This window comes from Anaeromassilibacillus sp. An200 (genome assembly GCF_002160025.1).
Lineage (GTDB): Bacteria > Bacillota > Clostridia > Oscillospirales > Acutalibacteraceae > Caccousia > Caccousia stercoris.
In genome coordinates, this window is sequence record NZ_NFJU01000020.1 from 1 (window position 1) to 13,680 (window position 13,680).

The 13,680-nt window shown below is 53.9% G+C and carries 13 protein-coding genes and 2 riboswitches; all 13 genes read right to left on the reverse strand.

Annotated elements, in window-relative coordinates:
• Positions 1–46: 46 nt before the first annotated feature.
• Complete coding sequence (locus B5F35_RS10810; protein WP_140401202.1) at positions 47–838, reverse strand: hypothetical protein; 792 nt, start codon at positions 836–838, stop codon at positions 47–49.
• Between the two features lie 255 nt (positions 839–1,093).
• Positions 1,094–2,119, reverse strand: a complete 1,026-nt coding sequence (locus B5F35_RS10815) for a rod shape-determining protein (protein ID WP_242969491.1) — start codon at positions 2,117–2,119, stop codon at positions 1,094–1,096.
• A 75-nt stretch (positions 2,120–2,194) separates the two neighbouring features.
• Positions 2,195–2,890: a ComF family protein gene (locus B5F35_RS10820; RefSeq protein WP_087240847.1), complete on the reverse strand. Its 696-nt coding sequence runs from the start codon at positions 2,888–2,890 to the stop codon at positions 2,195–2,197.
• Complete coding sequence (gene recD2, locus B5F35_RS10825; protein WP_087240849.1) at positions 2,887–5,100, reverse strand: SF1B family DNA helicase RecD2; 2,214 nt, start codon at positions 5,098–5,100, stop codon at positions 2,887–2,889. Before recD2 ends, B5F35_RS10820 begins: the two co-directional genes overlap by 4 nt.
• A 117-nt stretch (positions 5,101–5,217) precedes the next feature.
• On the reverse strand, positions 5,218–5,547 hold the full coding sequence (locus B5F35_RS10830; protein ID WP_087240851.1) for a hypothetical protein: 330 nt from the start codon (positions 5,545–5,547) through the stop codon (positions 5,218–5,220).
• A 61-nt stretch (positions 5,548–5,608) separates the two neighbouring features.
• Entirely contained in the window at positions 5,609–6,790 is a 1,182-nt protein-coding gene (metK, locus tag B5F35_RS10835; protein WP_087240853.1) for a methionine adenosyltransferase, read from the reverse strand.
• A 102-nt stretch (positions 6,791–6,892) separates the two neighbouring features.
• Positions 6,893–6,987: riboswitch (SAM riboswitch) on the reverse strand.
• Positions 6,988–7,062: 75 nt separating this feature from the next.
• Positions 7,063–7,680, reverse strand: a complete 618-nt coding sequence (locus B5F35_RS10840; RefSeq protein ID WP_087240855.1) for an ECF transporter S component — start codon at positions 7,678–7,680, stop codon at positions 7,063–7,065.
• A gap of 113 nt (positions 7,681–7,793) precedes the next feature.
• Positions 7,794–7,922, reverse strand: a riboswitch (FMN riboswitch).
• Between the two features lie 133 nt (positions 7,923–8,055).
• Positions 8,056–9,456 carry an oxaloacetate decarboxylase subunit alpha gene (locus B5F35_RS10845; RefSeq protein WP_087240857.1) on the reverse strand — a complete coding sequence of 467 codons (1,401 nt, stop codon included), beginning with the start codon at positions 9,454–9,456 and terminating at the stop codon, positions 8,056–8,058.
• 47 nt (positions 9,457–9,503) lie between these two features.
• Positions 9,504–9,881: a biotin/lipoyl-containing protein gene (locus B5F35_RS10850; protein ID WP_087240859.1), complete on the reverse strand. Its 378-nt coding sequence runs from the start codon at positions 9,879–9,881 to the stop codon at positions 9,504–9,506.
• Between the two features lie 29 nt (positions 9,882–9,910).
• Positions 9,911–11,266, reverse strand: a complete 1,356-nt coding sequence (locus tag B5F35_RS10855) for an acyl-CoA carboxylase subunit beta (RefSeq protein ID WP_087240861.1) — start codon at positions 11,264–11,266, stop codon at positions 9,911–9,913.
• A gap of 109 nt (positions 11,267–11,375) precedes the next feature.
• Entirely contained in the window at positions 11,376–11,741 is a 366-nt protein-coding gene (locus tag B5F35_RS10860; protein WP_087240863.1) for a hypothetical protein, read from the reverse strand.
• On the reverse strand, positions 11,738–12,505 hold the full coding sequence (locus tag B5F35_RS10865; protein ID WP_087240976.1) for a pseudouridine synthase: 768 nt from the start codon (positions 12,503–12,505) through the stop codon (positions 11,738–11,740). The genes B5F35_RS10860 and B5F35_RS10865 overlap by 4 nt, the downstream gene beginning before the upstream one ends.
• A gap of 75 nt (positions 12,506–12,580) precedes the next feature.
• A complete protein-coding gene (locus B5F35_RS10870) occupies positions 12,581–13,672 on the reverse strand; it encodes a D-alanyl-D-alanine carboxypeptidase family protein (protein ID WP_242969492.1) in 1,092 nt (363 codons plus the stop codon).
• Positions 13,673–13,680: the final 8 nt, after the last annotated feature.

A 13,680-nucleotide genomic window follows, 5' to 3' on the forward strand; every position in this document is an offset into this window, starting at 1 on the left:
CCTGCGACAGGTTTTGGCCTGCCGCTTTTTGTGCTGCGATGGTTTTTCATGAGGCATTGAAAACCTGTTTGTCAAGGTACACGCCCTCGCTACTTATTTTCGTAGCAAGTGCTTTTGCCGAATAAAATACATTCTGAGTGTGAATGGTTCTTTCTTGATAAATAGTTTCCACATACTTGATTTTATACTTTGATTCTAATTCCAAGAGAATTTGTACTAAATCGGATATGGGGGTGAAAAATACAATTTTTAACTTTGGCGACTGGTAACACTCCATATTCTTCCCTTGCCGTACATACCAAGTATCAATGTCTATGGGAATATGTTTATCAGAGCCATCAAAGCACCATGCAGGAGACAAAAAGTTATAATCACGCTGAACAAACAGGTATTCATTCCGATTAGAATATACATCTGGCTCTATATAACAATAACCAAATTTCACAAAATGCTGCATAAAGAAATGCTTTATATTTTTATAAAGTGTTCTCGGTAAAGCAGCTTTATTCTCTGCCGATAAAAACAACGATCCTTCACAAAGTACATGGTCATCTTTCAAATATACAGGAGGACCGCTAAACCTCAGAGACACAGGAGTATCAGTTTCAACAGAAGTGTCATCCGGTGTATAGATCCAGAAAAACGGCGTCCCAGAATATGCTTTCCCGAAATCGTGAAACTCCCGACAAGAATGCAATGGTTTTCCAAGTGGAAGATCAATTTCCTCTATACTTGGGAGCCTTCCAAAGAACGGCTGATAGATAAGAGAATATCTTTGTTCCATTTCAAAAAACAATTCTTTCAACTTATGCGGTGTACAGTAAAAGAACATCTCCACATTATCACCTCAATTCCCCTCGAAAACTTCCTCGTTCCCGTTGCCGCCCGACGTTTTTCCCCGTTTGGCAGCGCTGATTTTTTATCTTCCATTATAGTGAGTTTTAGAATTTTCTTCAACCCTGAGATACGGGGTACATAAGGCAAAAAGAAACCCCGGCAAATACTGCCGAAGCAATATCGCCGGGGATTGAGGCACCTGTAAAGTCACCCCTGCCAGAGGGCTCCAAACCGCGGGGGCAGTTTGATCTAAAACTTAGTATGCCGCACTCAGCGGGTTAAGCGTGCCGTAGTCCTTCTTGTCGATTTCGTCGATAAATGGAATTGCCTTTCCTGCTCCCAAAGCCACACAATCCTCTGGATTTTCCGCAATGCGGATCGGCATCTTGGCCTTGCGGCTGAGAAGCTGTGAGAAACCGAAAATTTTGGCGGAACCTCCCGTCAAAACACCGCCGTCCTCAAAGATATCTCCCACCAGCTCCGGCGGTGTGCGCTCCAGCAGATCCTGAAGAGCGCGCACAATCTGCATAGCCGGATCTATCATGGCTTCCAGCATCTCATCGCTTGTGATATCCGCCCACTGCGGCAAACCGGTCATGGCATTGCGCCCCTTGACGCGGTGCGTCAGCAGCTCACGGCGAGGATAGACGCAGCCAATAGCGATTTTGGCTTCCTCCGCCATCCGCTGGCCAATAATCAGATTGTATTTCCGGCGAATGTACTTGATGATGCAATCGTCAAACAGATTTCCGGCTGTGCGGATGGAAGTGGAAATCGAGATTCCGCTCAGGGAAAGCACCGCCATATCCGTGGTACCACCTCCAATATCAATAACCAGCGATCCATGAGGAGCGGAAATATCGATCCCTGCTCCCAGCGCGGCGGCAACCGGTTCTTCGATCAGACAGATTTTTCGCACGCTGGAGGAGCTGATGGAATCTACAACAGCTCGCTTTTCCACCTCTGTGATTTCACAGGGAACACTGACCACCACACGCGGCATAAATACTTTGCTGCCGTTGATTTGACGAAGATAATGCGTAACCAAATGACGCGCCAAATCAAAATCGGAAATCACTCCGTTAAACAGCGGCGTCACCACATTGATTCTGTCTGAGGTACGCCCGATCATGGCATACGCCTCATGCCCTACCGCCACTACCGTATCCGTATCCTGATTTACCGCGACGACAGAAGGCTCCCGCAGAACAATTCCTTTTCCATCCAGATACACCTTAATGGATGAAGTGCCCAGATCGATTGCAATATCAGTTCCCAGCAATTCCTCACATCCTTCTTCCTTGCTCATACATCGTTTATTATACAGGAATCCTGCCTTTTCTTTATGAAGAAAATGTTACAGTTTTCCTCTTTTTTCATCTTCCTGCCCAGCTTCCCGATCATGATCCTCCGCGGATGCTAGAGCTGCACAGCACCTCACACGCAAGCCCGCTTCCTGTATAGTCTCCACACATTCCGCGAGTGTATATCCAGTCGTAACAATATCATCCAGCACAATGATCTCCTTCTGGATAGCCTTCCCGTTTTTCACGCGATAAACATGCCGGACATTTTTTCTTCTCTCCTCCAGATTCAGCAAATGCTGCGTCTGGTTTTCCGACACCTTTTCCAAAAGATCCACATAGGGAATTCCCAGTACCCGTGCCGCAGCACGCGCCAGAAGAAGCGACTGGTTATAACCGCGCTCACGCATCCGTTCGGCAGAGATAGGTACCGGCGTCAGCACAGCGTTATGAAACAGATCGCGATGAAGCAGTTCCCGCGCAATCGCCCCTCCAAACCAAGGTGCATAGTCGCGGCGTCCGCGGAACTTGAACCGTAAAATTGCTTCGCGAACCTCTCCACCGTATCGAAAGGGCGAAGCACACAGCACGTTCCCCGGCTCAGGAAGTTCGCGCACACAGCTTTCCCAAAGATCGTGCGAAGCGCAAACCTCACAAGGGCCTCCACCCACAGAGATTGCGTCACAAAACGGGCATCTCTCCGGAAAAAGAAGTGCAAGAAATGCCTGTCCCCACTCCCAAAGACTCATGCATTCATCCCCTCGCCGTTGAGGAACCCACACAAACCGGAATATCTTCTGGTTTTGCGGTTGTTCTCCACCATAGCGGCCAATGCCTGCCGGGTACCAGCCAAAATCAAAAGTTCCTTTGCCCGTGTGACAGCCGTATACAGCAGATTGCGGTATGAGAGCTGGGAGGGGCCGGGGAATATGGGCATCACCACAGCCGGAAACTCATTTCCCTGGCTTTTGTGTACAGTCATCGCATAGGCCAGTTCCAGCTCGGCGGCTGTTTCCAGCTCATACAGCACCAGCCGATCGTCCATCTGCACCGTTACCGTGGAAGCCCTTCGATCAATCTCGCACAGAATCCCCAGATCCCCGTTATACACGCCCTCCCCGGTTGTTCCGTCAAATTTCGTCCAGCCCAGGTGGTAATCATTTTTCACCTGCATGACTTTATCGCCTTCCCGGAACAACACGCCATGGATGGAGATTTCCTTTTTTCCTTTTTCCGGCGGGTTCAAAGCATCCTGAAGACGGCGGTTCAGTTCTGCCGTTCCCAGATCTCCCTTGCGTCCCGGTGTCAGGACCTGAATATCTGTTAAGGGGGAATAGCCATAGCTGTTTGGCAGCCTGCGGCGGCACAGATCGGCAATCAAATTGCCAAGCTCCTCCGCATCTCCACAGGGTAAAAAGAAAAAGTCGCTGGAATGGTTGGTCAGCTCCGGCATTTGCCCTGCCACAATGCGGTGAGCGCTTGTGACGATCAAACTCTGCATCGACTGGCGAAAAATTTCATTGAGCTGCACCACGGGTACCTTTTCAGACGCAATCAAATCTCCAAGCACATTACCGGGACCAACGCTGGGAAGCTGATCACAGTCTCCCACCATAATCAAACGGCAGCCTAATGGCAAAGCGCGCAGCAGCGCGTCAAACAGAAGAACATCCACCATGGAAAGCTCGTCCAGAATCAGCGCGTCGCAATCGAGAAGATTTTTCTCGTTTTTGGCAAACATCTGATGATCGTTTTCGTCCCACTCCACTTGCAGCAGGCGATGAATGGTTTTGGCTTCCTCGCCGGTCAATTCGCTCATCCGCTTAGCCGCACGGCCTGTGGGAGCGCCCAGCAGCACCTTTTCTCCGTTTGACTTGAGCAGCCGGATGATCGCGTTGAGCGTTGTGGTTTTTCCGGTTCCGGGGCCACCGGTCAGAATCAAGAGACCTTTGTCCAGCGCTTGCCGGATCGCCTCCTTCTGACGCTCCGCATAGGAAATCCCTGTTTCCTGCTCTATCCTTTCAATGGAGCGCACCGCACCGGCGACCGGCTGCGCGGGAAACCGAAGCATGGTGAGGATCCGGCTGGCGGCATACACCTCCGCCTGAAACAGGCGCGGTAAAAACACAAGATCTTTTCCGTCCATCTCCCGCTGGATCAGGGAACCCTCCCCCACCAGCTCCTCCAAAGCCTCCTGCGTCAGCTCCGGTGGGACACCGAGCATCCCGGCCGCCGCTGCCGAAAGCTTTCCCGCCGGAATACAGGTATGGCCGTTGTTCAGATTATGGCGCAGAACATATTCCAAACCGGCGCGCACCCGCCATCCGTCATCCTGCGGGCGCTCCAGTGCCTCGGCAATCGCATCTGCTTTTTCAAAGGGAATATCCGCCCCTTCCTCACAGATGCAGTAAGGATTTTCGCGAATCAAATCCACACACGCAGGCCCCATCACCTTCCACAGGCGTAAAGCTTCCTCCGGCGTCAATCCATAGGCGCACAGTGTCTCCATCGCGTCCCTCACACCGTGCGCCTGCCGGAATTCCTCGCCTATTTTCAGGGCCTTTGCTCTTGTAATCCCTTTGATCACACTCAGGCGCTCAGGTTCTTCCTCGAGAATCTTCAGCGTATTGTCTCCAAAGGTCTCCACAATCCTTGCCGCCGTACTGGGCCCGATCCCCTTTACAGCTCCGGAGGAAAGATATTTGAGCATAGCGGAGGAGGTTTCCGGTTTATACCGCTCAAAGCCTTCCGCTTTGAACTGCGTTCCGAACGTTGGGTGCTTTGTCCATTTCCCCATGACACGCAGCACCTCTCCCACACTGACCCAAGGCAGGCTGCCAACAACGGTAACGAGCTCCTGGCCATTGTTCATCTCCAGAATCGTATATCCATTTTTCTCATTTCGGAAAACGATACTCTCCACGCTTCCCGACATTTCCAGCAGTTGTTCTTCGCTCATCCGCTCTCCCCATCCGCCTGCCTTTTCCAGCCGCCTGTTTCTCTCTGCCGCACGTTCAATCAGACGTCCTGTGCGACATATAGTATCAGTATAATACAATCTTCATGGATTTGCAAATCAGATCTCCTCATTTTTCATTCCTTCCCGAATCTCAATAATGCCATACTGCTCTGCCAGATGCTCACAGATCTCCCTTGTTTCCTCATCCATGCCGCAATCCAGACAGAGAATCCGCTTTTCGTCCCCACCGCCAAGCCATTTCAGCTTCTGTACCGCTGCCCGCAGGGCAAGTTCTGCTTCCTCATCATGCCCTCGGAAAGCGAGAATGAAATAGATTTTTCCTGTTTTCCCTGTGTGCAGCAAAGCACGGAGAAAAATCCGAATCGCTTCGACGGCTCCCAAAATCAACAGCAGCGAAAGACATACCTTTCCCAAAAACACCAGCATAAAAAATCACCTCACTGCCAAAGTATGACAGCGAGGTGATTTATGTTCAGAAAAGAAAAAATCAGGAAAGCGCCTTTTTCAAAGCCTCCGTGCGATCGGTGCGTTCCCAGGTGACGCCCAGATCCTCACGGCCCATGTGCCCGTATGCCGCCAGCTTTCTGTAGATGGGACGGCGCAGATCCAAATCACGGATGATAGCGGCCGGTCGGAGATCAAACACGCTCTTGACAGCCTCCGCCAGCTGCTCATTGCTGTATGCGGAGGTGCCGAACGCATCCACCATGACAGACACCGGATGCGCCACGCCAATGGCATACGCCAGCTCCACTTCGCACTTCTTTGCCAGGCCCGCCGCTACGATATTTTTCGCGACATAGCGGGCGGCATAAGCGGCGGAACGGTCCACCTTCGTCGGATCCTTGCCCGAGAAGGCGCCGCCGCCGTGGCGGCCGTATCCGCCATAAGTATCAACAATGATCTTGCGTCCCGTCAGGCCGGAGTCACCCACGGGGCCGCCGATGACAAAACGGCCGGTCGGGTTCACGAAATACTTCGTATTTTCATCCAGCCACTGCGCCGGAATCACCGGACGGACAATATGCTCCACGATATCACGGCGGATCTGCTCCAGCGAAACATCCGGATCGTGTTGGGTGGACACCACAACCGTATCCACGCGGGAAGGCTTACCGTCTACATACTCTACCGTGACCTGCGTTTTGCCATCAGGCCGCAGATACGGCAGTTCCCCACTCTTGCGCACCGCTGCCAGCTTCTTCGCCAGCTGATGCGAGAGGGAAATCGCCAGAGGCATCAGTTCCGGCGTTTCATCGCATGCGTATCCGAACATCATTCCCTGATCGCCCGCGCCGATTCTGTCATTCTCATCCTGTGCCCCGTTCTGTGCTTCATAGGATTCATTAACGCCCATAGCGATATCCGGAGACTGCATATCAATCGAGGTGAGGACGCCGCAAGTGCTGCCGTTAAATCCATAGGATGGATTGTCGTAGCCAATGGAGCACACCACATCGCGAACAATCGCGGGAATATCCACATAGCACTCCGTGGAGATTTCACCCATCACATGGACCACACCGGTGGTAGCTGTCACCTCGCAGGCCACATGCGCTTGCGGATCCTGTGTGAGAATCGCGTCGAGCACTGCGTCGGAAATCTGGTCACACACTTTATCCGGATGACCTTCCGTGACAGATTCCGAAGTAAATAAGTACTTTTCCATTTGACACCCTGCCTTTCTCATTTTCGGTGGAGAAATCCCACCGGGCGCAGCCCCTTGACCACAAAAAGAAGCCGCTCGGGTACTTCAAGCGGCTTCTAAAAAACCTCATCTTTCGGTTACCCGCAGGAATTAGCACCTTGCTTTCGCAGGTTGCCGGACATCATAGGGCCTGTTCCCTCCGTCACTCTTGATAAGGGGCTATTTAATTTTTACATTTACATTATAGCACAGAGACCTTCTGCATGTTATGAACATTTTGTAAACAATCTCATTCAAACTTTGCCCTTCAAAATGGGAGACAGATGCTTATAAAGCAGGAAAGTCAGAGCAGAATCCAAAATTCCCTTTCCAAGCGTCAGCGGGACATTGAAGGTCAAAATTCCCTTCCAAATTTCATCCGCCCAAGGAGCCAGCACCTTATACATGTCCACAATGGCCTGTTCCGGCATGACCAGCAGATATGCCGGATACACCAGATACACATTGACAAAGAAGCTGCACACCGTCATCACAAGTGCTCCTACAGCCATGCTGATGACAGCTGTTTTCCGGCTGGGCTTTCTGCGGTACAGGATACCGGCGGGAAGAACAAACAGCGCGCCCAAAAGGAAATTGCACAGCTCCCCCACGCCGCCTGTTGTCGTTGCGGGAAGGTTAAAGAGATTTTTGATCAGGCAGACAGCCACACCATAAACCGGACCAAGCGCGAAGGAAGCCAGCAGAGCGGGAAGCTCAGAAAAATCCACCTTTAGGTAGGAAGGCAGAAACGGCAGGCCGAAGCTGATAAACATCAGCACCGTTGCCATTGCGCTCAACAGAGCGGCAACCGCCAGCTTCCGCACCTGAGAGGAGCGGGCGGCGGCAGAGGTTTTCGCAGTTACATTTGTCATAAGTCATTCCTCCATTTCATGTTTGCAGTCTTACCGCGGTGCGGGTCAGGAGGAACCAAAAAAAGCGCCCCTCTGCCAAAAAGGCAAAGGGGCGCACAAAAATACCTTCTGATATCCGCTTCTTTCATCCGGACTGTACCGTTGGCTTTGGGATCGCACCAAAATCAGCTTACGCTCGCGGGCTCATCGGCAAATGCCGCATTACCGCCAGTGGGGAATTTCACCCCGCCCCGAAGACAGCTATTCATATGACGGTATCATCATAGCATCATGTGAAGAATTTGTCAACCTTCTTCCCATGTTTTTTCACAAAAAAGCGGCAGGCTTTTCTCCCCATAAGAGGAAAAGCCTGCCGCTATTATTTCCGATGAAAAATCAGACGGGATGAATCTCCTTGGCAGCATCGCCGTGCTTGCCGTCAATGCCATACTTGGCGTCACGACGCTTCTTGAAGAAGTCCAGAGCCACCTTGGGGAACTGAGCGTAGGAGAGAACGTCTTCCTCCTGCTCAATCCACTCGGCGCACTCCTTGCGCAGAGACTCCAGCTCGGGCTCAAGCAGATCGGCGGGACGGCAGTTGATGATCTCTTTGCCGCCGTTGATCTTCTTGGCAAACTCCGGATCCACCGGAACCGGGGTCGTGCCGTACTTACCGGAAACCAGATCCTTGAATTCGTTGGTGCACATCTTATAGCGCTCACCGTTGATCACGTTGAACACAGCCTGCGTACCGACGATCTGAGAGGTCGGGGTAACCAGCGGCGGATAACCGGAATCCTTACGGACGCGCGGAACCTCCTGCAGCACGTCCTCAAGCTGGTCGGCCTTGCCAGCCTGCTTGAGCTGGGAGAGAAGGTTACTCAGCATGCCGCCGGGTACCTGGTAAATCAGCGCCTTGGTATTGGTTGCCAGCATGCTCTGATCCAGCAGACCGCTTTCAATATACTTCTTGCGCAGACCCATGAAGTACTCGCGGATCTCATTGAGCAGCACCAGATCCAGGCCGGTGTCGTACTCGGTACCCTGCAGGGCAGCCACGATGGACTCCGTCGGTGCATGGGACGTACCGAGAGCCAGAGGAGACATGGCGGTATCCACCACGTCAACGCCAGCCTCGACGCCCTTCATGATGCACATGGAGGCCAGGCCGGAGGTGTAATGGGTGTGAAGCTGAATCGGAATAGAAACAGCCTGCTTCAGATCACGGACCAGGCCTTCCGTCTCATAGGGAGTCAGCAGAGCAGCCATATCCTTGATGCAGATGGAGTCGGCTCCCGCCGCCTCGATCCGCTTCGCATAGTCCATATAATACTCATGGGTGAACACCGGGCCGGTGGTATAGGAAATAGCCACCTGCGCATGTGCACCCTCCTTCTTTGCAGCTTTAATCGCTGTCTGAAGGTTCTTGATATCGTTCAGCGCGTCGAAAATACGGATGATATCAATACCGTTTGCGACAGAGCGCTGCACAAAGTATTCCAGAACGTCATCCGCATAATGACGGTAGCCCAGCATATTTTGGCCACGGAATAGCATCTGCAGCTTCGTGTTGGGGCACATCTTGCGGATGGTACGGAGTCTGTCCCACGGATCCTCGTTAAGGAAGCGCAGGCAGGCGTCGAACGTTGCGCCGCCCCAGCACTCCAGAGAATGGAAGCCGACCTTGTCCATCTTCTCCAAAATGGGAAGCATGTCGCCAATCGGCATTCTTGTTGCAATCAGAGACTGGTGCGCGTCACGCAGCACCGTCTCGGTAATCCCGATCTTCTTTGCCATATTCTCTCTCTCCTTTTTGAAAGTATGTGAGCCAAAGCTTCTCTTCTTTACTGGAGAGAGACCAGAGCCGTGCCGGACTCGACGCTGTCGCCCTTGTTGACATGAACAGCGGCCACAGTCGCATCGTGCGGAGCCATAATCTCATTTTCCATCTTCATAGCCTCAAGAACAACAAGGACCTCGCCCTTCTTGACAGCCTTGCCAGCCGTCACGGCAACGCTCACGATCGTGCCGGGCATCGGGCTGGAAACAACCTCAGCGCCTGCGGCGGGAGCAGCCGGCTTCGCAGCCGGAGCAGCGGCCTTCGGAGCGGGAGCGGGGGCGGCAGCCGGGGCAGCGGCAGGAGCGGCGGGAGCGCCGGCGCCGGTCTCCTCGACCTGAACATCATAAGCAACGCCGTTGACGGTAATCTTCAGATTTTTCATATCGGTAGTCCTCCTAACAATATTCACTCTTACAGCTGGATGTTGCTGTGCTTCTTGGGCAGGTTGGAGACGCGCTTGCTGGAAAGCATAGCCAGATTGGCAATCACGCGGTCTCTGGTCTCCTCAGGAAGAATCACGTCCTCAATGTAGCCCTGAGCGGCAGCAGAAAGAGGAGTCGCTTCCGTTTTCTTGTATTCCTCGATAAGAGCCTTGCGGGCCTCAACAGGCTTCTCCGCACCCTTGAGTTCCTCGCTGTGCAGGAACAGAGCGGCGGCGGCGGGAGCCATCGGGGATACCACAGCATCCGTCCAGGCCATCGTATAATCCGCGTTCGCGCCGCGGCCGGCAACCGCAATGTAAACCGGGCCATAAGCCTCGCCGGTGATCACGGTGATCTTGGCGCAGGTGGCCTCCGCGTATGCATTGGAAAGCTTGACCGCCTCACGCAGGGAAGCAAACTCCGTGGCGTTGACAAAGGAAACCACCGGAAGAGAGAATGCATCGCAGAAGCGAACGAAGCGAGCCGCCTTCGCACAGGCATCCGCATCAATTTCACCCGTGTAGGCAACGATACCGACAGAAGCGCCGGAAATCTGGGCCAGACCCGTCACCGCAGCCTTGCCGAAGGAGGCGGAAAGCTCAAGGAAGGTGTCGGGGTCAGCTACAGCCACGATAACGTCCTCCGCATCGGAGGAGGCAACCGCACAGGGAGCGCCGACTGCGGCGACCTCTGCGGCAGGCGCGCCGCTGAGATTGTTGGAGGGAAGCGTGACAAGGATATCCTTCACCTTTTCCATGGCTTCCTCTTCCGTCTTGGCCACAATGCTGCACACGCCGGTCTTCGCCGCCTCTTCAGCAGAAGCATTCAGGCCGCCCGTGGAAACTGTCAGCTCTGCCTTTTCAGACATCACAATCACGTCTGCGTTGGCCGCGATCATGGCAGAGGTGCCGATGCAGGGACCAAGCACGAGGGAAATCTGAGGAACCACGCCGGACAGAGCAGCACTGCTTTTCAGGATCTCACCGTAAGCAGCCAGCAAATCGGCGCCCTCGGAGAGACGGCCTCCGATGGAGTCATAAATCCCCACCACGGGAGCGCCGGTCTTGACAGCCAGATCGTACACCTTCTTGATCTTGGCCGCCTGCGCCTTGCTCATAGCGCCGCCGGAAACGTCGCTGTTCTGCGCAAACGCATAGACAGGGCAATCTGCCACGAGACCATAGCCGGCAACGACCTCAGCCAGCCCGTCTCCGGACTTTGCCAGCCCGTCCACCTCATTGAATGTGCCTTCGTCGAATAATGCAGTAATGCGCTGGTATCCCTTGGAAGCTTTTGCCTCTTCCCGGGCCTTCCGCAGGAGCTCCGCATTGCTTACGTTACTCATGTTAATTCCTCCTTCTATTGAATGAAGCCATCGTTCGATCAATAACAGCAATTGAAATTATTATAATATATTCTCAGAATCTTGACAAGCACTATTTGTAGAAAAAGTGTCAATCCTTGCAAAATTTTACGATTTGTTCGGTTTGCAGAACGAATCGTTCCTCCTCCTCCCGGAACCCCTCCGCACGCAAAAAAGATGCCCACGCAGAAAGAGAGCAGACAATCCGATAGGCCCCCCGGTTTGCAGCGAGCGAAGCAGCCGCACGCAGAAGGCTGTCCGCGTAAAAGCGGCGTTCGGCTTCCTCCTCACAGGAAACCTCCAGGCAGCAGATCTCCAGGCTGGAATTTCCGGCAGATACCCCGATCGATCCCAGCTCCTGTTCCCCATCTTTCATCACAAGAAGATCCGTGACTTCGGGGTGCATCTGCCGAACCTGTGCAAACGGTTCTCCCTGTACCGGTAAAATGGTAATCATCCGGCGCTCCCCCTTCTTTTCTTGTGTGGCTTGTCCTTTGGCTTTGCTTCCTCCTTCAGACGCCGCACCTCCTCGGGGGTCAGCTCCCGCCATTTTCCGGGAGGCAGCATGCCGAGACGGACGGAGCCCATCGCAATGCGGCGCAGGCGCGCTACCTCCAGACCAAGCTGCTCGCACATGTTGCGGATCTGCCGGTTTCTTCCTTCATACAGAACGATCTCCAGCACAACCCGTCCCTTTTCCTCTGTCAGCACACGAACACGGGCGGGCGCCGTTTTTCTTCCGTCAATCACCATGCCCGTTTCCATTTGAGCGAGCTGCTCATCCGTCACACCCGGATGCACCGTAACACGGTAGGTTTTGGGCACATGACGGGCCGGATGCAGCATGGCATTGGCAAAGTTGCCGTCATTGGTCATCAAAAGAAGGCCCTCTGAATCCTTGTCCAGACGGCCTACCGGATAAACTCTCTGTTCCACATCGGGAATCAGCTCGGCCACGCATTTGCGATCGCGTTCGTCGCTCATGGTGGTGATGTACCCGCGCGGTTTATGGAGCATCAGATAAACGTTCCCCTGCGCGGCGGCCAGCGGTTTTCCCCGCACAATAATCCGATCGGTATCGGGATCGGCCTTATCCCCCAGCTGTGCGGTTTCTCCGTTGACGCTGACCTCCCCGGCCGCGATCCATTCCTCCGCTTTCCTGCGGGAAGCCAAACCGCGATCCGCTATGATTTTCTGAAGTCTGATTTTTTCCTGTGGCATGCTGCGCAACAATCCTTTTTCTTCAATCTCTCTATTTCTCTTTCCGGCGGGAAACCGCGTGAGGAATCCCCACGCTCATTTCCAGCCGAAAAAGGAGGCAATTTTATCCCAAAATCCTGGCTCGGCTTCCCTGCACGGGACATCCCCTCCCGCATACAGAGGGAACGACGCCAGCGGATTGCCGTCAAGCCAATAAGTCACACGGCCAACGGCATCCCCCTCCTGCACCGGCGCGTACAGAAAACGGGGAAGCTCCACACATCGCACCACGCGATCCGCTTCCTGTGTCAGAAGAGGGGCGCCCGTCTCCTGCTCTCCATGCACCGGCACCTCCTTCGCCATACCACCTGTGACAGGAAGGCTTCCGGAAAAGGGAGTCTCTGGCGTTCCGAAGCGTTCCACGCGGGAAAAGCCGTATTCCATCATGGCCAGATGATCGTTCCAGTCATCGGGCGCATACAGCGTGACGGCAACCAGGCGGATCCCATTTTGCTCCGCGGCGGAAACCAGACAGCGTCCCGCCTGCTTGGTGTAACCTGTTTTCACGCCGATACAGCCGTCCAGCATGGTCAAAAGCTTGTTGTGATTCTGATAGGTCCTTGTCTCCGCAGGCTCAAGAAACGAAACACTCGTCTGGCGGCTGGAGGTCAGCTCCCGGAATGCTTCGTTTTCGAGCGCGGCACAAGTCAGCGCCGCTAAGTCGGAAGCGGTCGTATAGTGTCCTTCCGCGTCCAGACCGGAAGGGGTGACAAAGTGGGTATTCTCCAGTCCCAGCTCCTGTGCCCTGCGGTTCATGCGATCCGCAAAAGCGGAGAGAAAACCGTCGATCAGAATCGCAGCGGCATTAGCTGCGTCATTTCCCGAGACAGAAAGCATGCCCGCGGCAAGGCCATGAAGCGTCAGCCGATCGCCGTCCCGCAGTCCCATAGAGGAACCCTCCACCGCGATCATATCGGAGGTGATCGCCACCTCCCGATCCTCCTGTTCCAGAGTCAGCAGCGCCGTCATAATCTTTGTGGTGCTGGCCATTGCCCGCTGTTCCTCCGCATTTTTGGAGAACAGGACGCGCCCCGTCTCCGCCTCTATCAAAATCGCGGAGGCAGCAGAAACCGAAGGCTCCGGCACATTCTCCTGCGCCTGTGCCGGAACGCCGCTCCACAACAACAAACAAATGG